The sequence below is a fragment of the Niveibacterium microcysteis genome (assembly GCF_017161445.1).
GTDB lineage: Bacteria > Pseudomonadota > Gammaproteobacteria > Burkholderiales > Rhodocyclaceae > Niveibacterium > Niveibacterium microcysteis.
Window position 1 is genome coordinate 3,086,700 of sequence record NZ_CP071060.1, and the last position, 25,349, is coordinate 3,112,048.

Annotated in this window: 18 protein-coding genes; 11 read left to right on the forward strand and 7 right to left on the reverse strand. The window is 64.9% G+C overall.

The genetic code is table 11. From position 1 onward, the window contains the following. The first annotated feature begins 129 nt into the window (after nucleotides 1-129). The 3 genes from JY500_RS14010 (at nucleotide 130) to JY500_RS14020 (ending at nucleotide 7,037) form a co-directional block, all read left to right on the forward strand. Complete coding sequence (locus JY500_RS14010) at nucleotides 130-3,471, forward strand: transglutaminase family protein (protein WP_206253320.1); 3,342 nt, start codon at nucleotides 130-132, stop codon at nucleotides 3,469-3,471. Nucleotides 3,472-3,573: 102 nt separating this feature from the next. After that, a complete protein-coding gene (locus JY500_RS14015; protein WP_206253321.1) occupies nucleotides 3,574-6,087 on the forward strand; it encodes a circularly permuted type 2 ATP-grasp protein in 2,514 nt (837 codons plus the stop codon). Beyond that, nucleotides 6,084-7,037, forward strand: a complete 954-nt coding sequence (locus tag JY500_RS14020; RefSeq protein ID WP_206253327.1) for a transglutaminase family protein — start codon at nucleotides 6,084-6,086, stop codon at nucleotides 7,035-7,037. Before JY500_RS14015 ends, JY500_RS14020 begins: the two co-directional genes overlap by 4 nt. A gap of 27 nt (nucleotides 7,038-7,064) precedes the next feature. Here the strand turns inward: JY500_RS14020 and JY500_RS14025 are convergent, their stop codons facing one another. Genes JY500_RS14025 through coaBC form a run of 3 tightly spaced genes read right to left on the reverse strand, consistent with a single transcriptional unit; the run spans nucleotide 7,065 to nucleotide 9,514 of the window. After that, nucleotides 7,065-7,889 carry a substrate-binding periplasmic protein gene (locus JY500_RS14025; protein ID WP_206253329.1) on the reverse strand — a complete coding sequence of 275 codons (825 nt, stop codon included), beginning with the start codon at nucleotides 7,887-7,889 and terminating at the stop codon, nucleotides 7,065-7,067. Next, nucleotides 7,840-8,289: a dUTP diphosphatase gene (gene dut / locus JY500_RS14030; protein WP_172198387.1), complete on the reverse strand. Its 450-nt coding sequence runs from the start codon at nucleotides 8,287-8,289 to the stop codon at nucleotides 7,840-7,842. Before dut ends, JY500_RS14025 begins: the two co-directional genes overlap by 50 nt. A 37-nt stretch (nucleotides 8,290-8,326) precedes the next feature. Beyond that, a complete protein-coding gene (gene coaBC, locus JY500_RS14035) occupies nucleotides 8,327-9,514 on the reverse strand; it encodes a bifunctional phosphopantothenoylcysteine decarboxylase/phosphopantothenate--cysteine ligase CoaBC (RefSeq protein ID WP_206253335.1) in 1,188 nt (395 codons plus the stop codon). 67 nt (nucleotides 9,515-9,581) lie between these two features. On the opposite strand from coaBC, the gene radC reads away from it, so the two are divergent. From radC to JY500_RS14065, 6 genes are all read left to right on the forward strand, one after another. Further along, nucleotides 9,582-10,259, forward strand: coding sequence for a RadC family protein (gene radC, locus JY500_RS14040; RefSeq protein WP_172198380.1), 678 nt, complete (start codon nucleotides 9,582-9,584; stop codon nucleotides 10,257-10,259). A 128-nt stretch (nucleotides 10,260-10,387) separates the two neighbouring features. Then, nucleotides 10,388-10,621, forward strand: coding sequence for a 50S ribosomal protein L28 (rpmB, locus tag JY500_RS14045; protein ID WP_172198377.1), 234 nt, complete (start codon nucleotides 10,388-10,390; stop codon nucleotides 10,619-10,621). A 24-nt stretch (nucleotides 10,622-10,645) separates the two neighbouring features. Further along, nucleotides 10,646-10,813, forward strand: coding sequence for a 50S ribosomal protein L33 (gene rpmG, locus JY500_RS14050; RefSeq protein WP_172198374.1), 168 nt, complete (start codon nucleotides 10,646-10,648; stop codon nucleotides 10,811-10,813). A 455-nt stretch (nucleotides 10,814-11,268) separates the two neighbouring features. Beyond that, complete coding sequence (gene ptsP / locus JY500_RS14055) at nucleotides 11,269-14,268, forward strand: phosphoenolpyruvate--protein phosphotransferase (protein WP_246479633.1); 3,000 nt, start codon at nucleotides 11,269-11,271, stop codon at nucleotides 14,266-14,268. A gap of 29 nt (nucleotides 14,269-14,297) precedes the next feature. Continuing rightward, nucleotides 14,298-16,067 (forward strand): PTS glucose transporter subunit IIBC, encoded by a 1,770-nt coding sequence (gene ptsG / locus JY500_RS14060; protein WP_206253337.1) that lies wholly within the window; start codon nucleotides 14,298-14,300, stop codon nucleotides 16,065-16,067. A gap of 61 nt (nucleotides 16,068-16,128) precedes the next feature. Beyond that, on the forward strand, nucleotides 16,129-16,743 hold the full coding sequence (locus tag JY500_RS14065; RefSeq protein WP_206253343.1) for an HD domain-containing protein: 615 nt from the start codon (nucleotides 16,129-16,131) through the stop codon (nucleotides 16,741-16,743). A gap of 79 nt (nucleotides 16,744-16,822) precedes the next feature. On the opposite strand, the gene JY500_RS14070 is transcribed toward JY500_RS14065, so the two are convergent. The 4 genes from JY500_RS14070 to JY500_RS14085 form a co-directional block, all read right to left on the reverse strand. Beyond that, nucleotides 16,823-17,323 (reverse strand): GAF domain-containing protein, encoded by a 501-nt coding sequence (locus JY500_RS14070; protein WP_172198363.1) that lies wholly within the window; start codon nucleotides 17,321-17,323, stop codon nucleotides 16,823-16,825. A 167-nt stretch (nucleotides 17,324-17,490) separates the two neighbouring features. Beyond that, a complete protein-coding gene (locus JY500_RS14075; protein WP_206253345.1) occupies nucleotides 17,491-18,918 on the reverse strand; it encodes an efflux transporter outer membrane subunit in 1,428 nt (475 codons plus the stop codon). Beyond that, the gene (locus JY500_RS14080) at nucleotides 18,915-22,028 is read right to left on the reverse strand and encodes an efflux RND transporter permease subunit (protein WP_206253350.1); all 3,114 of its coding nucleotides are present in this window, start codon (nucleotides 22,026-22,028) and stop codon (nucleotides 18,915-18,917) included. The genes JY500_RS14075 and JY500_RS14080 overlap by 4 nt, the downstream gene beginning before the upstream one ends. An 11-nt stretch (nucleotides 22,029-22,039) precedes the next feature. Beyond that, nucleotides 22,040-23,224, reverse strand: a complete 1,185-nt coding sequence (locus JY500_RS14085; protein WP_206253351.1) for an efflux RND transporter periplasmic adaptor subunit — start codon at nucleotides 23,222-23,224, stop codon at nucleotides 22,040-22,042. A 186-nt stretch (nucleotides 23,225-23,410) separates the two neighbouring features. Here JY500_RS14085 and JY500_RS14090 point away from each other — a divergent pair, with 186 nt between their 5' ends. Both JY500_RS14090 and JY500_RS14095 read left to right on the forward strand, forming a co-directional pair. Beyond that, the gene (locus tag JY500_RS14090; RefSeq protein WP_206253352.1) at nucleotides 23,411-24,028 is read left to right on the forward strand and encodes a TetR family transcriptional regulator; all 618 of its coding nucleotides are present in this window, start codon (nucleotides 23,411-23,413) and stop codon (nucleotides 24,026-24,028) included. A gap of 238 nt (nucleotides 24,029-24,266) precedes the next feature. Beyond that, complete coding sequence (locus JY500_RS14095) at nucleotides 24,267-25,298, forward strand: ethylbenzene dehydrogenase-related protein (protein WP_206253353.1); 1,032 nt, start codon at nucleotides 24,267-24,269, stop codon at nucleotides 25,296-25,298. Nucleotides 25,299-25,349: the final 51 nt, after the last annotated feature.

Below are 25,349 nucleotides of genomic sequence, written 5' to 3' on the forward strand. Positions count from 1 at the left end.
GACGGTGCATTGGCACACCCAGCACCCGCGCGCGCCCCGTTCCAGTGCCGCCACAAGGGGTGTATGCGCGCTGGTTCGCTCCTTGCTAGTCAGCAAGTGCGAATCCCCGCCAGCGACGAGAGCCGAGCGATGTCGATCCACGTAGCGCTGCACCACGTCACAACATACGACTACGACCGCCCGATCAACCTTGGCCCCCAGGTCATCCGGTTGCGCCCTGCGCCGCATAGCCGCACGCGGATCCTGTCGTATTCGTTGAAGGTGCAGCCCGAGCAGCACTTCATCAACTGGCAGCAGGACCCCCAGTCCAACTACCTTGCACGCTTGGTCTTCCCTGAGAAGACCAAGCAGCTGCGGGTGGAGGTTGACCTGGTCGCCGAAATGTCGGTGATCAACCCCTTCGACTTCTTCCTGGAGCCCCGCGCCGAGAAGATCCCGTTTGAATACGACACCGCGCAGCAGATCGAACTGGCGCCGTACCTGGCCAAGCGGGACTGCGGTCCGCGCTTCGAGCAATACCTCGCGAAGATCTCGCGCGAGCCAACCGCCAGCGTCGACTTCCTGGTCGCAGTGAACCAGCGGCTGCAACAGGACATCAGCTATCTGATCCGGCTCGAACCGGGGGTGCAGACGCCGGAGGAAACACTCACCAAGGCGAGCGGCTCGTGTCGGGATTCAGCTTGGCTGTTGGTTCAGTTGCTGCGCCACCTCGGGCTCGCAGCGCGTTTTGTATCCGGATACCTGATCCAACTGACGGCAGACCAGAAGTCGCTCGACGGCCCTTCCGGCACCGATGTGGACTTCACCGACTTACACGCGTGGTGCGAGGTATACCTGCCCGGCGCCGGCTGGATCGGGCTCGACCCGACCTCAGGGCTCTTCGCGGGCGAAGGCCACATCCCGCTCGCCTGCACGCCGGAGCCGTCTTCTGCCGCACCGATCACCGGCGCACTCGACAAGTGCGAAGTGACGTTCGGGCACGAGATGAAAGTCACGCGCATCTGGGAAGCTCCCCGGGTGACCAAGCCCTACACGGATGACCAGTGGGCGGCCATCGAAGCGCTGGGACACGATGTCGACGCCAAGCTCAAGGCGATGGACGTCCGCCTTACGATGGGCGGCGAGCCGACCTTCGTATCGATCGACGACCCGGATGGTGCCGAATGGAACACCGCCGCGATGGGGCCGGACAAGAAACGCCTCGCAGCCAACCTTTACCACCGCATGCGCGAGCGCTATGCGGCAAAGGGGCTGGTGCATTTCGGCCAGGGCAAGTGGTACCCCGGCGAACAATTGCCGCGCTGGTCACTCAACTGTTTCTGGCGCAAGGACGGTGAGCCGATCTGGCGCGACCCTGCGTTGATCGCGGACGAGTCCAAACCGGGCAACGCCGATGACATCCTCGCCGGCCGCTTCCTTCGCGGCATCGCAGAGCGCCTTGCGCTGGATCCGGAGTTTGTCTTCCCCGCGTTTGAGGACAGCTTCTACTACATGTGGCGCGAGCGCCGCCTGCCGGGCAACGTCGATCCCCTCGATTCTCGGCTGGACGATCCGCTTGAGCGCGATCGCCTGATGCGCGTGTTTACCCAGGGCCTCAAGAAGGTGGCGGGCTACGCCTTGCCCGTCGCCCGCGCAACGGGGGGCAACCGTTGGCAAAGCGGGCCATGGTTCCTGCGCTCGGAACGCTGCTACCTGATCCCCGGCGATTCGCCGCTCGGCTATCGCCTGCCGCTCGACTCACAGCCCTGGGCCAGCGCAACCGACTATCCCTGGATTCACGCGGCGGACCCGGCGCAACGGCCCGCCCCGCTTCCCCCGCACGCAGCACTTCGGCAGCAGACGCGCCCCCCGGTGCCGCTACAACCGGTGGCGGACGCCCTGCTCGGCCTCGCCGCCGCGAATGACCCCCCCGCGGGCAACGCACGACGCCCCCAACCCAAGGAAAGCGCGGGCTGGATCACACGCACGGCCATGTGTGCAGAAGCCCGCAACGGCGTGCTCTACATCTTCATGCCACCCACCAGCGAGCTCGCGGACTACCTCGAACTCGTCGCGGTCGTCGAAGCCACGGCCGAAGCCTTGCATACGCCCGTTCTGCTCGAAGGCTATGAGCCTCCGCGCGACCCGCAACTCGCACACTTCCGTGTGACGCCCGACCCGGGTGTCATCGAGGTCAACATCCACCCGGCCACTTCGTGGGATGAGCTTGTCGACCGCACGACGCATCTCTACGACACCGCGCGTGAATGCCGGCTGACCACCGAGAAATTCATGATCGATGGCCGCCACACCGGCACCGGCGGCGGCAACCACTTTGTGCTGGGCGGCGAAACCGCGCTGGACTCACCCTTCCTGCGTCGGCCCGATCTGCTGCGCAGCCTGGTCAGCTACTGGCACAACCATCCTGCACTCTCGTATCTGTTCTCCGGGCTGTTCATCGGCCCCACCTCGCAGGCACCGCGTATCGACGAGGCGCGCAACGACTCGGTCTACGAGATGGAAATCGCGTTCGGCGAGATCGAACGCCTCGCGCGTGGCGGCAACTGCCCGCCCTGGCTTGCCGACCGCATCCTGCGCAATCTGTTGATCGACGTCACCGGCAACACCCACCGCGCCGAGTTCTGTATCGACAAGCTCTACTCGCCAGACGGCCCGACTGGGCGGCTCGGTTTGCTCGAGCTGCGAGCCTTTGAAATGCCACCACATTCGCGTATGAGCCTCACGCAGCAACTGCTGCTGCGCTCGATGATCGCGCGCTTCTGGCAACAGCCCTACGCCCCGCCGCGCCTGGTGCGCTGGGGTACCGAGCTGCACGACCGCTTCCTGCTACCGCACTTCGTCGAGCAGGACATACGCGACGTGGTTGAAGACATGCAACTCGCCGGCTATCCGATCCAGCCTGAGTGGTTCGCACCGCACATGGAGTTCCGCTTCCCGAAGATCGGTGATCTGGCGGTGAAAGGCATGGAGCTTGAGCTGCGCACCGCACTGGAGCCCTGGCATGTAATGGGTGAGGAAGGCGCCGTCGGCGGCACCGTGCGCTATGTCGATTCCTCGGTCGAACGGCTGCAGGTCAAAGTCGCCGGTATGGCGCCCGACCGCTTCTGCCTCACCGTCAACGGCACACCGGTCCCGCTGCACCCCACGGGCAAGGTCGGTGAATTCGTCGCGGGCGTGCGCTACCGCGCCTGGCAGCCGGCTTCATGCCTGCACCCGACGATTGGCGTGCATGGCCCGCTGACCTTCGACCTGGTCGACACCTGGATGCAGCGCAGCCTTGGCGGCTGTCAGTACCATGTCGCCCACCCCGGCGGGCGCAACTACGAGACCTTCCCGGTCAACGCCTACGAAGCCGAAAGCCGGCGCCTCGCGCGCTTCTTCCGCATCGGCTATACACCGGGCGAAATGCGGCTGGCACCGGCCCCGGCACAGGGGGAGTTCCCGTTCACCCTGGATCTGCGGCGGCGCTGAATTTGCTTGGGGCACGGCGAAACCACCACCCGGATTGCGGTTCGGGTAACCTGCCCTCACCCGTCGGCCTAGCGCCGGCTCGCCGTGCCCATTAGCTGACTGATGCCTGCTGCACCCTTCGCCCATTACCGCTGCCCGCCCCGCCACTTCGACGAAGCATTCGAGGCGGACGGTCGCCCGCGCGCGGCATGGCAGGCGCTCGTCGCCGCGCTGAACGCAGGCGGCGGCAAGGCGCTGTCGCGACAGGCCGACGCGCTTCGACGCATGGTCGAACTCGACGGCGTGACCTACAACGTCTATGCCGATCCGCAAGGCGCGGACCGCCCCTGGTCGCTTGACCCGATTCCGCTGGTGATCAGCGCCGACGACTGGCAGACGATCTCGCTCGGCATCGCGCAGCGCGCTCAACTGTTCGACCGCATCCTCGCCGACCTCTATGGCCCGCAGGAATTGATCAGCGAAGGCCTGCTGCCGCCGGCGCTTGCCTTCGGCCACCCCGGTTATCTGTGGCCCTGTCAGGGCATCACACCGGTCGGCGGGCGTTGGTTGCATCTGTACGCAGCCGATCTGGCGCGCTCGGAAGATGGCCGCTGGTGGGTGGTGCATGACCGCACGCAAGGCCCATCCGGTGTGGGTTACGCGATGCAGAACCGTCGCCTTGTGGCACGCGGCCAGCTCGATCTCTTCCGCAGCGCCCATGTCGCCCACCTGGCGGACTTTCTGCGCAGCTTGCGCGACGCGATCAGCCAGATCGCACCGGTCGCAGCGGGCGAAACGCCGCGCATCGTGCTGCTGACACCCGGCCCCTGGAACGAAACCTACTTCGAGCATTCGCTGCTCGCCCGCCACCTTGGCTTCGCGCTGGTCGAGGGGCAGGACCTGACAGTGCGGCAAGACCGCGTCTACATGAAGACGCTGCAGGGCCTGCAACCGGTGCACGCAATCCTTCGCCGGCTCGACGACGACTACTGCGACCCGGCGGAACTGCGGGCGGATTCCGCGCTCGGCGTACCCGGCCTTCTCGCCGCGGTGCGTGCTGGCAACGTGCTGGTCGCCAACGGGCTTGGCAGTGGCGTGCTGGAAACAACCGGCATCCACGGCTTTCTGCCCGGCATTTGCGAGCGCCTGCTCGGCGAAACCATGCGCCTGCCCTCCGTCGCCACCTGGTGGTGCGGGGAGGCGCCCGCGCTCGCCCATGTACTGGAGCATCTGGACGAACTCGTCATCAAACCGGCATTCCCCGGCATGAGCCCCGAGCCGGTATTCGGCCACCGGCTTGATTCGGCCGGCCGCGCCGCGCTTGCCGAACGCCTGCGCGCAACGCCTCACGCCTTCCTCGCGCAGGAATGGGTAAGGCTGTCTCAAGCGCCGTCCTTGCAGGCCGACGGTCGGGTGGCGCCACGCTCGGTCGGCCTGCGGGTCTTCGCGCTGGCAACCCCGGATGGCTACCGCGTCATGCCTGGTGGCCTCGCACGTGTCGCGCCCGAAGCGGGCGACGACGTCGTGACGATGCAGCGAGGCGGCGCCAGCAAGGACATCTGGGTACTCAGCAATGCGCCGGTAGCGCGCGAACCCCTGGCAAGCGCCCCGATCACCCCGCCCGAGCTGCTGCGCGCCGAAGCGGTGATTCCCTCCCGCATCGCGGAAAACCTGTTCTGGCTTGGTCGCTACGCGGAACGTTGTGAGGCGCAGGTACGCCTGCTGCGCGCGGCCATCAACCGCCTGTCGGATGGCGACGCGGACGCGCTGAGCGGCCTGCCGTCGCTCGCCGCCGTTGCGCGTGCGCAAGGCCTGCTTAGCGAGCCCGACGACGAGGGCACTGCACCCGATCTGCCACCCGACGATGCATGGCTCGATGCCATCCTCGACACCCAAGCGGTGGGCAGCCTGCACGCCAATGCGCGGCGCCTGCAGCGCGCCGGCAGCCAGATTCGGGAACGGCTATCGGCGGACAACTGGCACGCGCTCAACCGCCTGCCGCAAGTGCTGGAACACGCCGCGCCGGGCATCGCGGGCGCGGCGGAAGCGCTCGATCACGCAATGTTGCTGTGCGTATCGTTCGCGGGCTTTGCAATGGACGACATGGTGCGCGACGCCGGCTGGCGTTTCCTGCTGCTGGGGCGCCGTATCGAACGCCTCGCCAGCCTCGGCGGATTGATCAGCCATTACCTGCAAGGCGACGCCCGACAGCATGCCGACGGGCTCGAGTGGCTGCTGGAGGCCACCAACAGCATCGTCACCTACCGCAGTCGCTACCAGCGCCAACCGGAAATGCTGCCGGTGCTGGACCTGATCGTCTTCGACCGCGACAACCCCCATGCGCTGGGCTTCCAGCTCGACGTGCTCGCGCGCTACCTCAGCCGCCTCGGGCGTGATTTCGGCGTGCGCTTCGAGAACGACCCCGCACCGCTCCTGGAAACCCTGCGGCGTTTCGACCCCACGCGCTATCACAACCTCGCGCTGCTCGGCGAAGCCGCGCCGGGTAGCCCGCAACTCGACGCGCTCGCCGCCTTTGCGGCGCGCGCACAGCGTGCGGCCTGGGGCTTATCGGACGAGCTCTCGCTGCGCTTCTTCAGCCACGCCGAGCAGGCGCTGCGCAGTGCGGAGGCGGCGTGAGCGCTGTCCCAGAAAGCGGTGCTGACGCAGTGGCTCGCTACTTCGTCTCGCACCTCACACGCTACGACTACGGCCGGCCGGTCGCGCTCGGGCGCCATGTGTTGCATCTGACGCCGCGCGGCCTGCCATGGCAACGCGTGATCTCGCATGAACTCGACGCAGACCCGGCGCCGTCCGAACGGCTGACGGGGCTCGACGCATTTGGCAACCCGATCGAAACGCTGGCCATCGCACTCCAGCATCACGGCCTGGATGTGCATGCGCGGAGCTGGGTCGAGCTTAGCGAACGGCCAGCGGCTGGCGAATCGCCGAATTGGGAGTCGGTGCGCGACCGCATGGTCTTCCGCGCGGGCCACCGCCCGGATGCGGGCGAGCGCGACGCAGCACGCTTCCTCTTTGAGTCGCGCCATGTGCGCGTCAAACGCGACCTGGCCGAATGGGCCGCCCGTTCGTTTGCGCCGGGCAAATCGCTCCTCGACGGCGTGCGGGCACTCAATGACCGCATTCATGCGGAATTCGCGTTCGATCCGGAAGCCACCCACGTCGCGACGCCCGTCATGGAAGTCCTGCGCCAGCGCCGCGGGGTGTGCCAGGACTTCGCGCATCTGATGCTCTCCGCGCTGCGGTCCCTCGGTCTTGCCGCGCGCTACATGAGCGGCTACCTGCTGACCACCCCTCCGCCCGGCTCCCCGCGCCTGGTCGGTGCAGACGCGAGTCACGCTTGGATCGCAGTGTGGTGCCCCAACGCAGGTTGGGTGGAATTTGACCCAACGAATGGCGTGCAGGCGGGTATCGGCCATATCACGCTAGGCTGGGGGCGGGATTTCGGCGACGTGACACCGCTGCGCGGCGTGATTGTCGGCGGCGGCGAGCACACCCCCAGCATCGAGGTCAGCGTCGTGCCGGAAGCGGACTACGCCGCCTTATTCGGCGCCACGCGCCGGGCGTAAGTCGACACGCGCGCTCCAGGTGCACAGCTAGCGCTTGCGGGGCGTCTCGGCCTGTTTGCGAATCGCATCGTCAAGGCGTTGCATCCAGGCCTCCGGCACCTGGCGGCTGCACAGGATATGCCGCGTCATGCCGGGCGGCATATCCGGAAAATCCACCCGCTCAAGCTTCTGATTCTTCAGGTCCGGCGTGTTCGCAAGGTAGAAATCAAGATCGTCCTGATCGACGATCATGAAGTCGAAACGCCCCGCAGCAAGCATCCAGATCGCGCGCACGGGCGCGTCCAGCACCCTGGATACCGGCACACGTGCGCCAGCAATCAAACGATCCAGTTCAGGGCCGTAGGACACCGCGTCGACCACGCCAAAGCGCTGATCCCCCGCCTGCAGCAAGGCGGCAAAGCTCGTGTGCCGGCGCAAGCGCGGCGCCATGTCGGCCCGCGTCAAGACGACCTGAGGTCGGTCGGTATGAATCGGCAGCGAGAAGCGCGCGAAGGCCTCACGCTCAGGCAGCCGGTACCAGCCGAAGGAACACAGCGGCGCGGCATTTGCACGCAACTCCGCCCACATGCGCGCGGGCGGCATCTCTTCAAAACGGGCGCGCAAGCCGGCGGCAGCAAACAACTGCTGCGCACGCGCTAGAAGAAAGCCCTTCTGAACGCCGTTTTCAACGTAGCTGTACGGCGGCTTGTTGCGAAACACGACGCTGATCGACTCATCGGCCGCAAACACCGCATCCGGCAACAGGCCTGCGACAAGCAGCGCGCAGACAACGCGCAGCCGAACTCGCACCACCCGCGCCCCGTCAGGCCCGGCCAGTGCTGCCGAAACCGCCTTCGCCGCGATGCGACACATCAAACTCTTCAACCACGTTGAAGCCCACTTGCAGCACCGGCACGACCACCAGCTGCGCGATGCGCTCCATCGGCTCGATGACAAAGGTCTTGTTGCCGCGATTCCAGACCGACACAAAGATCTGGCCTTGATAGTCCGAATCGATCAGCCCGACCAGGTTGCCCAGCACGATGCCGTGCTTATGCCCGAGCCCCGAACGCGGCAGGATCATCGCAGCGAGGCCCGGATCGGCCAGATGGATCGCCATGCCGGTCGGGACCAGGAAGGTCGCACCCGGCTCCAGCGTGACCGGCGCATCCAGGCAGGCACGCAGGTCAAGCCCAGCAGAGCCGTGGGTGGCGTAGTGCGGCGGGCTCTCCTTGAGGCGCGGGTCGAGCAGTTTCACGTCGATGTGGTGCATGGGTCGGGCTCCAGAGTCGGGGTCGTAATGGTTCGGGTCAAGCCAGCATGCCGGCCAGGTGCTCAACAATGGCTTCAGCGACGGCGTCCTTGGGGCCGTGCGGGACCTCATGGCGGCCCGAATCGTCGAACAACACCACACGGTTATCGTCGCCGCCCATGCCGTCTTGCACCAGATTGCCGACCAGGAGTGGCACACGCTTCTTGGCGCGTTTGGTCGCCGCATACTCGTCGAGATTCTGGCTCTCGGCCGCAAAGCCCACGCAGAACGGCGGATTGGGTAGCGACGCCACTTCGGCGAGGATGTCCGGGTTCTGCACCAGTTCGATCGTCAAGCCGTCGCCACCGGCCTTTTTCATTTTGTGATCGGCCGCTGTCGCTGGCCTGTAGTCAGCCACCGCTGCAACGCCGATGAAAACATTGGCGGCCAGCACGTTGCGCATCACGGCATCGCGCATCTGCAAGGCGGTCTGCACATCGATCCGGGTCACGCCACGCGGCGTCGCCTGTGCAACCGGGCCGGCCACCAGCGTCGCTTCGGCGCCGGCATCCGCGCACGCACGAGCCAGCGCAAAGCCCATCTTGCCGGAGCTGATGTTGGTAATGCCGCGCACCGGGTCGATCGGTTCGAACGTCGGCCCTGCGGTGATCAGCACACGCTTGCCGGCCAGCCGCTTGGGCGTGAAGAAGGCGGCCACCTCGGCGACGATCTCAAGTGGCTCCAGCATTCGGCCCATGCCCACTTCGCCGCAGGCCTGCTCGCCGGAAGCCGGGCCGAAAACCGCCACACCATCCGCGCGCAGTTGGGCGAGGTTGCGCTGAGTCGCCGGGTTCTCCCACATCTGCCGGTTCATGGCGGGGCATACCGCAAGCGGGCACTCGCGTGCCAGCACCAGGGTGGTCAGCAGGTCGTCCGCCAGGCCGTGCGCGAACTTCGCCATCACATCGGCGGTGGCGGGCGCCACCAGGAGCAGATCAGCCCCGCGAGTGAGGTCGATATGCGCCATGTTGCGGCTCTGGCGGGAATCCCATGCATCGGTCCATGCAGAGTTGCCGGTCAGCGCCTGGAAAGTGACCGGCGTCACGAAGTGGGCGCCGCCCTCGGTCAGCACACAGTGCACATCCGCACCGGCCTTGCCCAATTGCCGCGCGAGATCGGCCGCCTTGTAGGCCGCTATGCCGCCCGCAACCCCCAGCACGATGCGCTTGCCCGTGAAAATGCTCATGACATGAATTCCAGATTACGCGGCACGATGGAGGCCCGATTCTACCGCCCCGCTGCAAGGACACGACATGGCTATCACCGACTGGCCCGAAGACGAACGCCCACGCGAGCGCCTGCTGGCGCACGGTGCGGCGGTGCTGTCCGACGCTGAACTACTGGCGATCTTCCTGCGTGTCGGCATCAAGGGAAAGAGCGCCGTTGACCTCGCCCGCGACCTGATCGCCCGCTTTGGCAGCCTGACACGCCTGTTCGCGGCGCCGGTCGACGACTTCGCCGCCGTGCCCGGCATGGGCAGCGCAAAGTTCGCGCAGTTGCAGGCAGTGATCGAGATGGCGCGTCGCGCGCTGGGTGAAGAAATGCGCGAGCGCGATCTGCTCAGTTCGCCCGGCGCGGTGCGCGATTGGCTGCGCCTGAAGCTTGCCGCCCTGCCCTACGAGGTCTTCATGGTGATCCTGCTCGACGCGCAGAATCGCTTGATCCATGCCGAAGAGCTGTTTCGCGGCACGCTCGACCAGACCAGCGTCTACCCCCGCGAAGTGGTGAAGCTCGCGCTCGCACGTAACGCCGCGGCGGCGATCTTTGCGCACAATCACCCGTCCGGCTGCAGCGAACCGAGTCGCGCCGATGAGCTATTGACCAGCAGCCTGAAGCAGGCATTGGCGCTGGTCGACGTACGCGTGCTGGATCACTTCATCGTGGCCGGCAACGCGCGCCCCCTCTCCTTCGCCGAGCGAGGCCTTCTCTGAGCCAACACATGCTCTTTGGATCTTTCCACACCGCGCCACCCGATCTATCCACCGAAAGAGCTTGATTCGTCACCCTATTTCTGGATAGAATCGTGGGTTTCGAGCAAACAGGTTCATCGGAGCGTTTCATGTCCCGCGTCTGTCAAGTTACCGGTAAAGGCCCCATGGTGGGCAACAACGTCTCGCACGCAAACAACAAGACCAAGCGTCGCTTCCTGCCCAACCTGCAGTCGCGCCGTTTCTGGGTTGAGAGCGAGAACCGCTTCGTCCGTCTGCGTGTGTCCAACGCGGGTCTGCGCACGATCGACAAGAAGGGCATCGAGGTCGTCCTCGCCGAGCTTCGCGCTCGCGGCGAAGTCTGATCCCGCCCTCACTAGGAGAACATCATGGCCAAAGGCGGTCGCGAAAAGATCAAGCTGGAGTCCACTGCGGGCACCGGCCATTTCTACACCACGAACAAAAACAAGCGCACCACTCCCGGTAAGCTCGAGTTCATGAAATATGACCCGAAGGCCCGGAAGCACGTGCTCTACAAGGAAACCAAGCTCAAGTAATTTGAGCTGACCTGGTTTGCCTCGATGAAAAACCCGCCAATCGGCGGGTTTTTCTTTTTCTGCCTCCGCATCTCACGCATTCGCCGCGGCCGGCCCGCCGCCCCGCCGCGTTCCACCGCACGGTCGCACTCCGCCGCCTCGCAACCAAGCACCGCTGAGTACAAGTCGCTCGCTTACAGCGGCAGCCATCTCGCACGCGCAGCACAAAAATCCATCGCCCCCCCTCAATCGCCACAAGAAGCAAGCGGCGAGCGCGACTTCGCGCGGTCCATACCGATTTCGTCAACCGCCGACAAGCTTTGTGGGCAGAACCCCATAAGCGCTTCCTATGATGTAACTCAAGTCCTTGATCGTAATTGCGCACTAGGGTAAACCCTATGTTGGGGTTTACCCCTAGTTCGATGCGATGGGGAGTCGCGCCGGACCAGTCCAGATAATTCCGCCAGGAGACATCAATGCGTGCAAACGCACCCAGGTTGCAGCTAGTCGCCCCGTTGTCGGGCTTGATTGTTCCGATCGAAAGCGTGCCGGACCCTGTTTTTGCCCAGAAGATGGTGGGCGACGGGATTTCGATCGACCCCACTTCCAACGAATTGCTCGCGCCGGTGGCCGGCACGATCACGCAGTTGCACGCCGCCGGCCATGCGCTGACGATCCGCTCGGCTGAAGGCATCGAGGTGCTGCTGCACATCGGCCTCGACACCGTGATGCTGAAAGGCGAAGGCTTTTCGCCTAAGGTTCGCGAAGGCGATCAGGTCGCCGCGGGCCAGTTGCTGATCCGTTTCGACGCCGATCTCGTCGGCCGCAAGGCGCGCAGTCTGCTGACGCAGATGGTGATTGCCAATGGCGATCTCGTGGCGCGTATGAAGCCCGCCACCGGCAAGGCCGAAGCAGGCAAGACCGAAGTGCTGACGCTCGATCTCGCGGGTGCAACGCCTTCTGTCGGCGCCGGTGCGATCGATATCGTCGCCCCGCTCTCCGGCATCCTGTTCCCGCTCGACAAGGTGCCGGACCCGGTCTTCGCGCAGAAGATGGTGGGCGACGGCATCTCGCTCGACCCGACCAGTCCGGAATTGCTGTCCCCGGTCGCCGGCACCGTGACCAATCTGCATAGCGCCCACCATGCGCTGACGATCACCACGCCGGAAGGCCTGGAAGTGCTGGTGCACATTGGCATCGACACGGTCATGCTCAAGGGCGAAGGCTTTACGCCCAAGGTCAAACAGGGTGACACCGTGACCGTCGGCCAACCCCTGATCCGCTTTAACCCGGATCTGGTGGCGCGCAAGGCCGCCAGCCTGCTGACACAGATCATCATCGCCAATGGCGACAAGGTCGCCGCAATGCACGCCAAGAGCGGTGCAGTGGAAGCCGGTCGCGATGTGGTGCTGAGTGTTGAATTGATCGGCGCGGCAAGCAGCGCGGCAGCCGTCGGCGGCAGCACAGAGACCGCTGGCCCGGTCAGCCTGCCGAACCCGTCCGGCCTGCATGCGCGCCCGGCGGCGGTGCTCGCTGCGGAGGCGAAGAAGTTCAAGTCCGACGTCCGCATCGCTCGCGGCAGCGATGAAGCGAACGCCAAATCGGTCGTCGCGATCATGGGGCTATCGACCCAGCAGGGCGACCAGATCGTCGTCAGGGCCACCGGCCCGGATGCACGCGACGCCGCGGCTGCGGTGGCCAAACTGATATCGGAAGGTTGTGGCGAGAAGGCTGGCGACGCGCCGGCAGCCACCGCGCCAGAAGTTGCCGCGCCGACGCGCGCGATGCCGACCGATGCCGACGAAATCGGCGGCGTATCCGCCTCGCCCGGCCTTGCCGTTGGCCGCATCGTGCAATACCGCCAGCAGGTCATCGACGTGGCCGAGAAGGGTGAATCGCCGCAACGCGAGCGCGCCCGTCTGGACGCCGCGCTGCACGAAGGTCGCACCGCTATCGAGGCGCTCAAGGCGAACCTCAGCGATCCGTCCAAGGCGCAGATCATGGACGCGCACATTGAATTGCTGGAAGACCCGGAGCTGGTCGACCTGGCCATCGAAGGCGTGTCCGCAGGCAAGAGCGCCGGCTTTGCCTGGCGCGAGGCCTTCACCCGCTACGCCGCGCAACTCGAGAAACTCGACAACGCGCTGCTGCGCGAGCGCGCCAACGATATCCGCGATGTGGGTCGCCGCGTGCTGGCCACGCTGGCAGGCGTCACCCAAGCGAAGATTGATGTCCCCGCTGGCTCGATCCTGATTGCCGAGGAACTGACACCCTCCGACACCGCACAACTCGACCGCAGCAAGGTACTGGGGTTCTGCACTACCACGGGCGGCGCTACAAGCCACGTCGCGATCCTCGCCCGCTCGCTGGGCATCCCGGCTGTCTGCGGCATCGACGAAGCAGTGCTGGCGCTGGCTGATGGCACGCAGGTCGTGCTGGACGGTTCGCGTGGCACGCTGCGCAAGAACCCGACGGAAGCTCAGCTCGCCGATGCGCAGGATCGCATGGCCCGCCAGGCCGCCAAGCGCGAGGCCGAGCAAGCCGCTGCGCACAAGGCGGCCCATACCGCCGACGGCGTGCGCATCGAAGTCGTCGCTAACGTGCGCAACGCGAAGGACGCGCAGGAAGGTGTGGCGAATGGCGCGGAAGGCGTGGGTCTGTTGCGCTCGGAATTCCTCTTCGACGACCGCGACACCGCGCCGGACGAAGAAGAACAAGCCGCCGCCTACATGGCGGTCGCGGAAGCACTCGGCACCGAGCGACCGCTGGTGGTGCGTACGCTCGACGTCGGCGGCGACAAGCCCCTGCCCTACCTGCCGCTGCCGAAGGAGGAGAACCCCTTCCTCGGCCTGCGCGGTGTGCGTGTGAGCCTTGAGCGCCCGGACATGTTCCGCACCCAGCTTCGCGCGATCCTGCGTACGGCCCCGCTTGCACAGTTGCACATCATGTTCCCGATGATCGCGACGCTCGAAGAACTGCGCGAAGCCAAAGCCATCCTCGCCGAGGAGCAAGCGGCCACCGGCCATACCAACGTGAAGGTCGGCGTGATGATCGAAGTGCCGTCGGCCGCCGTGATGGCTGAGCAGTTCGCCCGCGAAGCCGACTTCTTCTCGATCGGCACCAACGACCTGACCCAGTACACGCTGGCGATGGACCGCGGCCATCCGAAGCTCGCGAAGAAGGCCGACGGCCTGCACCCCTCAGTGCTGCGCATGATCGCGCTGACCTGCGAAGGCGCGAAGAAGCACGGCAAGTGGGTCGGCGTGTGCGGCGGCATGGCATCGGATCCGATGGCCGTCCCGGTGCTGATCGGCCTCGGTGTTGAAGAACTCTCCGCGTCGGTCCCCGCCATCGCAGCGGTCAAGGCCACCGTGGCGCGCGTGACGATGGCCGAATGCCAGGCGCTCGCGCAGGAAGTGTTGTCGCTGGGTACGGCCGCAGAAGTGCGTGCCCGGCTTGCCAAGTTTGCTGATTAAACCAAGTCCCCTTGAGGAGTCATAAAACCATGTTTGCAAATGCCTTCGCTGGCCTGCAGAAAATCGGCAAAGCGCTGATGCTGCCTGTGGCCGTCCTGCCTGTGGCGGGCCTGCTGCTCGGTCTCGGTGCGACCGATTTCCACACCACCAACACCGTCTTCCTCGCGATCCTGTCGCTGATGAAGAATGCGGGCGACGTCATCTTCGGCAACCTGCCGTTGATCTTCGCCATCGGCGTCGCATTGGGCTTTACCGAGAACGACGGCGTTGCAGCGATTGCCGCCACCATCGGCTACCTCGTCATGACCGTCACGCTGGGCGTCATGGCGGGCCTCATGGGCATCAAGCCGGATACGATCATGGGCCTGCCCTCGATCCAGACAGGCGTGTTCGGCGGCATCCTCGCCGGCGGCCTGGCGGCATATATGTTCAACCGCTACTTCCGCATCGCACTGCCGGCTTACCTCGGCTTCTTCGCCGGCAAGCGCTTCGTGCCAATCGTCACCGCGATTGCCGCGATTGCCTTGGGCGCCTTGCTCTCCTTTGTATGGCCCCCGATTGGTGGCGCCATCAAGACCTTCTCGCACTGGGCCGCCGTCAGCGATCCGCGTACTGCCGCAACGGTCTATGGTTTCGTTGAGCGTCTGCTGATCCCGTTCGGCCTGCACCACATCTGGAACGTGCCGTTCTTCTTCGAAATGGGCAGCTTCCTCGACCCGAGCACCGGCAAGATGGTGAGCGGCGACATCAACCGCTTCTTCGCGGGTGACCCGACCGCAGGCGTGCTGGCTGGCGCCTTCTTCTTCAAGATGTTCGGTCTGCCGGCTGCCGCAATCGCGATCTGGCATACCGCCAAGCCGGAAAACAAGCTGGCCGTGGGCGGCATGATGGTTTCGGCCGCACTGACCTCGTTCCTGACCGGTATCACCGAGCCGATCGAGTTCGCCTTCCTGTTCGTTGCACCGGTGCTGTACTTCATCCACGCGCTGCTCGCCGCTTCGTGCCAGTTCGTTGCGAACACGCTCAGCATGCACATGGGCTTCACCTTCTCGCAGGGCGGCATCGACTTCCTGATGTTCAACCTGATCGGCAACAAGTCGCAGGGTGCGTGGTACGTCTTCATCCTCGGCCCGATCTACGCCGCGATCTACTACTCGGTGTTCCGCTTCGTCATCGTCAAGTTCAACCTGAAGACGCCGGGTCGTGAAGACGCCGCCGAAGAAGGTGCCACGCAAGCCATGGGCGAAGGCAAGGGCGGCAAGGCGCGTGACCTCGTGATCGCTTTCGGCGGCCGTGCCAACATCAAGAGCCTGGACGCTTGCATCACCCGTCTGCGTATCGCCGTGGCCGACCCGTCGCGTGTCGATCAGGCCCGCCTGAAGGCGCTCGGTGCATCGGGCGTCGTGGTTGTCGGCAACGGCATCCAGGCCATCTTTGGCCCGCTGTCTGAAAACATGAAGGGCGACATGGAGGACTACCTGAAGTCCACCGGCGCCGACGCTGATCTTGCTGCTCCGGTCGCAACCGTCGCCACCGCCGCCGCAGCGCCGGCTGGTGCCAACGCCCAGCAGAAGGCTCGTGCCGAGAAGATCCGCGCAGCCCTTGGCGGTGCAGCAAACGTGAAGGCGCTCGAAGCGCTGGCTGCGACGCGCCTGCGCGTCGAGCTCGCCGATGCAGGCAAGGTGGATGCTGCTGCGCTGAAGAACGCCGGCGTGCAGGCCACGATGCCGGTCGAGGGTGGCGCCATGCACCTGATCGTCGGCCTCGAAGCTGACGCGCTGGCCGCCGCGCTGCGCTGATTCAGAGTTCCTTTGTAGTATTGAGGGCGCCTCCGGGCGCCCTTTTTCATTGGATGCGAACATGAACCCCGAACAACGCCTGGACGCCCAGATCCGCTTCATCCTCGAGATCGATCGGCTCAAGAGCGTGTTGCGGCAAAGCTGGCTGCTAAACGAAGAACGCCGAGAGAACTCGGCGGAGCACAGCTGGCATGTCGCGATGATGGCGCTCGTGCTGGCCGAGCACGCCAACGCGCCGGTCGATGCCACCCGTGCGGCGATGATGCTGATGCTGCACGACATCGTGGAGATCGACGCAGGCGATACGTTCGCCTACGACACCGCAGCGCACGCGGACAAGGAGGCCCGAGAACGCGCTGCTGCCGATCGGCTATTTGGCCTGCTACCGCAGGACACGGGCGCCCAATTGCGCGCGCTGTGGGACGAGTTCGAGGCTGCAGAAACGATTGACGCTCGTTTCGCCAATGCGCTCGATCGCCTGATGCCAATGCTGCACAACCTGCACACCCAGGGTCGCGCGTGGCAGGCGAATGGTGTAACGGCCGACAAGGTGCTCGCGCGTAACCACGTCATCGCGAACGGCTCGTCCCGCCTCTGGGACTACGCTCGCGGTGTCATCGACGAAGCCGTTGGGAAGGGCTATCTCACCCGCGCAAAAGACCACAGCACCGAGTAAGCCCGATACGGGCTGCTCGCCACAATGAGTTGCTTTACGGCCCCCCACGCGGGCCAAGGCGGACTGCGGCCGCAGCGCGTCAGGCGCGCTCGCCCGGCTGAGCTTCAAGCTCGCGAACAACCAAACGCGCGAGATCGCGAAAGAGGACAAGATCCTCGGGCTCGAGGCGGCGCGGCTTACGGTCGATCAGACACAGCGTCCCGACGCGAAAGCCTGAGCTCAAACGTAACGGCATCCCGGCGTAGAAGCGGATCTTAGGCTCCCCGGTTACCAGGGGATTGTCGGCAAACCGAGGGTCTTCCAGCGCATCGGGCACGACGAGCGGATCATCCTGGAGGATCGCGTGGCCACAGAATGAAATGTCCCGCCCGGTTTCACACGCATCCAAGCCCTGCCTGGACTTGAACCACTGGCGGTCCGCGTCAATCAGGCTGACCAGTGCAATCGGCACACGAAAGGCCGTAGCGCAGAAAGCCGTGATCGAATCGAAGCGTTCCTCTGGCTCGGTATCAAGTACCAACAAATCTCGCAGCGCTTGAAGTCGCTGCGCCTCGTCGGGCGGTGTGGCGGGTCGCTGCATGAAAACCCCAGACTCTTCAGAGGCCGCAAGCGGCAGCCCCTCGCATGCGCGGGTTAACGGAAAGAACGCCAGCGCCCTTGAGCCCTGGCGTGGCGCCCCGCGATCGCCGTATCGGGCGCTCGCGCCGCGGTCGGCCCCTTCCCGCTCGCGGCGCCCAGCCCAACAATTTAGCGTTGTGCCACTGGGCCAGTACCGGTCCCCCACCCGCCGCCAAGCGCCTTGAAGAAGGCAACTGAAGCGTTCAACCGCGCTTCGCGAGCCTGGATGAAGGCGATCTGCGCATCGTTGCTCGAGCGCTGGGCATCCAGCAATTCAAGGAACGCGGCGGACCCGGCCCCGTAACGGGCGCGTGAGATTCGTTCAGCGTTCGCGGCGGCCTTCATCTGGGCTTCACGCGCCTGTTCGGTGACAGCAGTCTGACGCAGACCCACGAGCGCGTCGAGCACTTCGCGGTAGGCCGTCTGGGCGGTTTTGCGGTACTGCTCCAGGGCCTCTTTCTGCACTGCGGTCGCCTGATCCAGCTTACCCAGGCGGTAGCCAGCATCGAACACCGGCAGGTTGACGATTGCCGTGGCGGTCCACAGGCTCGCGCTCGACTTGAACAGGTTGGAGAGGTCCGCGCTCTCGCCGCCGAAGAAGCCGGTCAGCGAAATGCTCGGAAAGAGCGCCGCCTTGGCGACCCCGATCTGGGCGTTGTACGAGATCAAGGATTGCTCTGCCTGACGCACGTCCGGCCGCCGGTCGAGGAGATCAGCCGGAAGGCCGGCCGGTGGCACGGGCGGCATTGGCAAGGTGCGCAGGTCGTCGCGCGGCGCGATTTCGAGCTCTGGCGCGCCGACCAGCAGCGCCAACTGGTGCAACTGCAACTCACGCTGCTGCGTCAGCACCGACACCTGAGCTTCCAGCGCAGCGCGTGCGCTTTCTGCCTGTTGCACGTCCAGCGCCGAGACCTTGCCGGCCTCGTAGCGGTGCTGCGCAATGGCGACGGCCGCTTCGCGGGTCTTCAGGCTGGCGCGGCTGCTAGCAAGTTGGGTATCGAGGCTGCGCAGGCTGACGTAGCCACTGGTGACGCTGCCGGCAAGCGTGAGCCGCACGGTGTCGCGATAGAGCCGGCTGCCGCTGGCTTGGGCAATCGCCGCTTCACGAGCACGGCGAAACTTGCCCCAGAAATCGAGCTCGTACGCCACCATCAGACCGTTGAGCTTGAAGTCGTTATACGGCCGCGGAGTCAGTTTGTTGGCAGTCCAGGTGGCGCGGCTGGGCGAGATACGCGAAGCGTTTCCGTTGAGGTCGATCTCCGGAAAGAATGCCGCACCCGCCTGTTGCATCACGGCGTCGGTCTGCTCGATGCGCGCGAGCGCAATCCGGATATCGGCGGAATCCTTCAACGCGCGCTCGACCAATCCATTGAGCTCCGCGTCACCAAACGCCTGCCACCAGCCATCGGCCAGCGTGACTGCGTCGTTGGCGGCACCCGCTGGCACGCTTGCGAACTGCTCCGGCAGCACAGCCTGCGGACGTTGGTAGTCAGGGCCGACGGCGCAGCCAGTCAGGCTCAACAGCGCCGCTGCAATCAAGGTCATCCGGGCGCTCATGCGTTGTCTCCGGCATTGCGGGCGACCACCTTGTGGCGGGCAGTCAGCCAGATGAAGAAAAGCGGTACGAACAGCGTGGCGATGAAGGTGGCTGCGATCATGCCGCCGAACACGCCGGTCCCCATCGAACGGCGTGCCGCCGCGCCCGCGCCGGTAGCGAAGACAAGCGGCACCATGCCGAGCACGAAGGCGAGCGAGGTCATCACGATCGGCCGGAAACGCAGCCGGGCCGCTTCGAGTGCGGCATCGATGGCGTTCATGCCGGCCTCCATCTGCTGCGAGGCAAACTCGACGATCAGAATCGCGTTCTTCGCCGCGAGGCCCACCAGTACGACGAGACCAATCTGGAAGTAGATGTCGTTCGGGAAGCCGCGCACCAGAATTGCGACCAGCGCACCAAGCATCGCGAACGGAATCGCCATCACCACGCCGAGCGGCAACGACCAGCGCTCGAACTGCGCAGCGAGAATCAGGAAGACCATGATCAGGCCGAAGGCGAAGGCCGCGATCGACGTCGAGCCGGTACGCTTCTCCTGATAGGCCTGCCCGGTCCAGGCAAGCTGGTAGCCCTCTGGCAGCACCTTGGCCGCAGTGGCCTCGACGATGCGAATCGCTTCGCCCGAACTCACGCCGGGCGCGCCGTTGCCGAGCACCTTGGCGGCGAGGTAGCCGTTGAAGCGATCGAGCGTCTCAGCGCCAGTCATCCGCGTGGTGCGCGTCAGGGCTGAGAGCGGAATCATGTTGCCGTTGCTCGCACGCACCCAGGCGCGGCCCACGTCTTCCGGCTTCATGCGGTAAGGCGCATCGGCCTGCATCTGTACCCGGTAGGTACGACCGAACTTGTTGAAGTCGTTCACGTAGTAGGTGCCGATCGTGCTCTGCAGCGCGACAAACACGTCCCCCACCGGCACGCCCAGTGCGAGCGCTTTGTCTTCATCCACTTCCACATGCAGTTGCGGCGAAGTCGGGCGGAAGAAGGTGTTGATGCCGGTAAGCTGCTTGTTCTGCTTGAGCGCCTCGACGAAAGCCCCCATCACTTCCTGCAGCCGCTTCGGATCGTCGGACCCGCGGCTCTGCACGTAGGCCTCGAAGCCCCCCGCCGCGCCGAGGCCACGGATCGCCGGTGGGTTGAAGGCGATGGCCATGCCGTCCTTCTGCATCATGCCGGCGCCGAACACGGTCTTGACGATGTCGTCGGACGTTGCAGTACGGTCGTCCCAAGGCTTCAGGCGCACGAACACGGTCGCGGTATTGCTCTTGTTGCCGCCGCCGATCAGGTCGAAACCGTTCACGACAAACACATGCTCAACCGCCGGGTGCTTTTGCAGCGTCTGGCGCAGGGCCTCGCCGGTCTTTGCTGTGCGTTCAAGCGACGCGCCATCGGGCAGGATCACCGAACCGAACACATAGCCCTGATCCTCCGGCGGCACGAAACTGCCGGGGATACGGGCGAGCAGCAGCCCGGCGATCACGATCACCGCGAGATAACCAGCCACCGATGCCACACGATGCCGCAGGGTGAACGACACGGTGTCGGTGTAGCTACGCGTGAAGCGTGCGAAGAAGTGGTTGAAGCCGGCGAAGAAACCACGCGTTTCCTCATGCATGGGCTTGAGCAGCAGTGCGCACAGCGCAGGCGTGAGGGTCAGCGCGACCAGGCCCGAGATGACGACCGACACCGCAACGGTGACCGCAAACTGCTTGTAGAGCTGGCCCGCGATGCCGCCGAGGAAGGCCACCGGCACGAACACCGAACACAGCACCAGCACGATCGCGACGACCGCGCTGGCCACCTCGCGCATCGCTTCCGCCGCTGCCTCGCGGGGCGAGAGCCCCTTCTCGATCATCAAACGCTCAACGTTCTCCAGCACCACGATCGCATCGTCCACGACGATGCCGATCGCCAGCACCATCGCGAACAAGGTCAGCGTGTTGATCGAGAAGTTGAAGATCCACAAGCCGGCAAAGGCACCGATCAGCGATACCGGTACCGCCAGCATCGGAATCAGCGTCGCGCGCCAGCTCTGCAGGAACACGAAGACCACCACGATCACCAGCAAGCTCGCTTCAAGCAAGGTCATCACGACTTCGTGAATCGATGCCTGCACGAACACCGTGGTGTCGTACGGAATCATGTACGCGACGCCCTTGGGCAGCGTCTTCTCGAACTCCGACATCCTGGCCTTCACGGCATTGCCCACATCCAGCGCGTTGGCGCCGGTCTGCAGGAAGATCGCCATACCGATCGACGGATTGCCGTCGAGCGTCGTAAAGGCGTCGTAGTTCTGCGCGGCAAGCTCCACCCGCGCGACGTCCTTCAGGCGCAGGTAGCCGTCAGGCCCACCGGCGCGCAGGATGATGTTGCCGAATTGCGCGGGTTCAAGCAGACGGCCGCGCGCAGTGACCGTGTAGGCCAGTTGCTGGCCGGGCACCGCGGGTGCAGCACCGATCTTGCCCGCCGAGTACTGCGCGTTCTGCGCAGCAAGTGCGGCGGCGATATCAGCAGTGGTGACACCCAGTTGCGCCATGCGATCCGGCTTGAGCCACACGCGCATCGAATAGTCCTGCGCGCCGAAGATCGTGACGCTGCCGACACCTGGCGTGCGCTTGAGCTCATCAACAATGTTCAGCGACGCATAGTTCGACAGGAACAGCGCGTCACGTGACTTGTCGGGCGACACCAGCGAAGCGACCAACAGGATCTCGGTCGAGCTCTTCTGCACGATCACGCCGTTGCGGCGTACGTCGTCGGGCAGACGCGGCAGCACTGCATTGACCTTGTTGTTGGTGTTGATCGTGGCGTAGTCCGGGTTGGTGCCGACCTCGAAGGTCGCGGTGATCGTCAGCGAACCGCTCGAACTTGCACTCGACGTGTAGTAGACGAGCCCCTCGACCCCGTTGAGCTGCTCCTCAATCGGCGCCGCCACGGTGCGCGCGAGCGTTTCGGCCGATGCGCCCGGGTAGGAGGCGATGATCTGCACGGTTGGCGGTGTGATCGCCGGATACTGCGAAATCGGCAGCGCGCGCGCCGCCACGATGCCCGCGATGACGATGATCAACGAAATCACCGTCGCAAAGATGGGCCTTCGGATGAAGAACTGAGCAAACATCGATCAGCCCCTCAAGCTTGCTTCTTGCCGGCCGCAGCACCGGGCGCGCCGGGTGGCATGGCGCCCGGCGGCATCGGCTTTACCGGCATGCCGGGTCGCAGCTTGATCAGGTTATCCACGATCACCTGGTCGCCCGCTTTCAGGCCGCCAGTGATGATCCAGTCCTTGCCGTCCCAGTTGCCGACTTGCACTGGCCGCGGCGCCACCTTGTCGCCCTCACCCACCGTCATCACGATAAAACCCTGGTCGGTTTGCACCACTGCCGACTGCGGCACGCGGAACACGCCCTCGCGGGTGCCGACCTGCAACTTCACGCGAACGAACTGGCCCGGCAGCACCGCGGCATCGGGGTTGGGGAATGCGGCACGCAGCGAACGGGTGCCGAGCTTTGGATCGATCTGTGTCGCGGCGAAGTCGAGCGCGCCTTTGGCACCATAGGTGGAGCCATCCGGCAACACGATCTGCACCGCCTGCACCTTGCGCGGATCGAAGTGGCCGCCGGGGAAGTTCGCCTGATCAGCATCGGAAAGCGCAAAGCGAACCTTGATCGGATCGAGCTGAACCACTGTCGTCAGGCTGTCGCCCACCGCCACCAGATTACCTTCCGACTTCAACGCCCGCCCGCTGATACCCGCCACCGGCGCCGGCACTGCGGCATAGCCAAGGTTGAGCTCCGCCGTGCGCAGGCTCGCCTGGGCCGCTTGCTGCTGCGCGCGGGCGGTGGCTTCCGCGGTTACGGCGTCATCCAGTTCCTTCCGCGCCACCGCATCCTGCGTGGACAAGCCGCGCGTGCGGGCCAACTCACGTGTGGCCTGCTCCAACTTGTTCGCTGCGTCGCTGGCCTGGGCGCGCGCGCTCGAGAGCGCCGCCTCAAGCGGCGCGCGATCGATTTCGAACAGTGACTGTCCAGCCCGCACCGCGTTGCCTTCCTCATAGCCACGCTTGACCAGCACACCACCAACGCGGGCCCGCACCTCGACTTCGCGCGCGCCTTCGGTCTGGCCAACCGCCTCGACCCACACCGGCGCACTGGTCGCTTCCACCGCAATGGCACCAACCGGCATCGGTCCGGATGGCGCGCCCCCGGCCTGATCCTTGGCGGTACAGGCGGCCAATGCCAGCACCAGAGAAATCGCGGAAATTGCGGGTACAAAAGTGCCGCGGATGTGCGGCGGGATCATGCGACGGACGGACATCCGGAGCTCCTCGAGGGGTTTTGTGCTTCAGGCCGCGCCACACGGGCCGAGCGGTAGACTCAGCCTAGCGGCTCTGGTGCGGCGCTGCCGGCCCTTTTGCGGCGTAACGCATGGGCCAATCTGGGAAAGCCGAATTTATACATTCACGGATGTATAATTACAAGCAATCGCTCTGGTGGGACATACATGGCACGCAAGACCAAGGAAGACATGCAACAGACGCGGCGCGACATCATCGACGCCGCACGCAATGTGTTTTCCGAACGCGGAGTCAGTCGCACATCGCTGGAGCAGATCGCATCAGCCGCTGGGGTCACCCGCGGCGCGGTCTACTGGCATTTCGAGAACAAGGCCCAACTCTTCGTTGCGCTGCGTGACGACGTCGCGATGCCGCTGATGGATGTGCTCGAGGCTGCGCTGCAGGTTGATTCCGGCTCCGATCCGCTCGGCGCGATCGAATGCTTCCTGATGGCCTACGTAGAACGTCTTGAATCGGATCTGACGACGCGTCAGACCTTCGAAGTGCTGATCAACAAGTGCGAGTACACCGGCGAGCTTGGGGATGCGCTGAAATGCGTGATGCGCCGCTCGCACGACCTGAGCGAACGGCTCCGCGTCGCGTATCAGAAAGCAGCCGAAAAGGGCGGCCTGCGCGCCGGTCTGGACCCGGACGCCATGGCGCGCGACACCTATGCCTTCCTGTTCGGCCTGGTTCGGCTCTGGATCGTCGATCGCGAGGACAACGAGTTCCGCACCGCAGCCCGCGACATGATCCGCACGCACATCGCGCTGCGCCGGACCTAGCCTCTCCGCGGCGCGCCATACCGGCGCCGAGCCCCCCCGCCAGCGGTTCGTTGCTGATCGCGCACGCCCCAGCCACAAGCGTTTCCGAACTCAAAGCACAGCGGACCGTGCAGTGCTGGGCAAGCCGCTCACACAAGCACATTGTCGCGCCCGTGACAATTGATACCGCTCAACGTTCCGGTTCAGCAAGGGCATAGCCTTGATTGATCAGCTTTCTCAGCCGACCGGACATTTCCAAATGAAAACGCTCCTCAAGCATTCCCTGGTTGCGGCATCTTTATTGATATCTCTTGACGCCAGCGCCGAACGATTCCTGGTTGCCCAAAAGGTCGAACAAGGGCCGGTTCTCGAAAAGCTGGCTGCAGACCCGGCATGGTCGGCGGCAAAGCCGGTCATGATTCATATGCATAGCGGATCGGGCTTCGCGGACGGCAAGACCACCGCAAACATCAAGGCCGTCTACACGGCCGATACGCTCTACCTGATGTTCAGCTACGACGATCCGACTCAGTCCTATCGCTACAGCCCTTACCAGAAGCAGAGCGATGGCTCGTGGAAGCGGCTGACCGACCCCAACGACAAGGGTGGTGACAACAACCGTTTCTATGAAGACAAGTGGGCGATCTTCTGGAACATCGACGATTCCTCGATCCGCGGCTTCAAGAAACGCGGCTGCTACGCCGCCTGCCACGACGAGGTCACAACCAAGCCATACGGCAACAAGTACACGAAGAACTCGGGCGAAATTGGCGACATCTGGCAGATGCGCAGCGTCCGCGGCGGCGTGTCGCTCGGCCAGCCGGACAACCAGTATGTCGACAGCACCCGCTACGACAAGGACAAAGCGCCGGACTCGGGTCGCAAGTCCGACGCCAGCACCGGCGGCGGCTACAACGAAGTCAAGCTGGTGAACGGCAAGCCGGAGTTCATGAACAAGGACGGCAAGGCGGCCAATAAAGGCGGTACCTACTGGATCAAGCTGGAAGACCGCGTGCCGTTCGACGATTCGAAGTTCGTTGCAGGTGACGAGGTCGCTTCCGTGGTGGTGAGCAAGTTCACCGGCGATCGCGGCAACCTGGCCGGTGCGGGCGCATGGGCGGACGGGAAATGGACCTATGTCGTCGCGCGCAAGCTGACCACCGCCTCACCCTACGACGTTCAGTTCAAAGACCTCGACGCCGCTTACTACTTCGGCTTTGCGGCCTTCGACAATTCTCAAGTGCGGCACGCGATCCACAAAGGGCCGGTGATCCTGAGGTTTGCAAAATAAGCTGCTGCTAGCCAACGCCGGCAGCAAAAACTTCGTGGCAGGGCGGCGTGC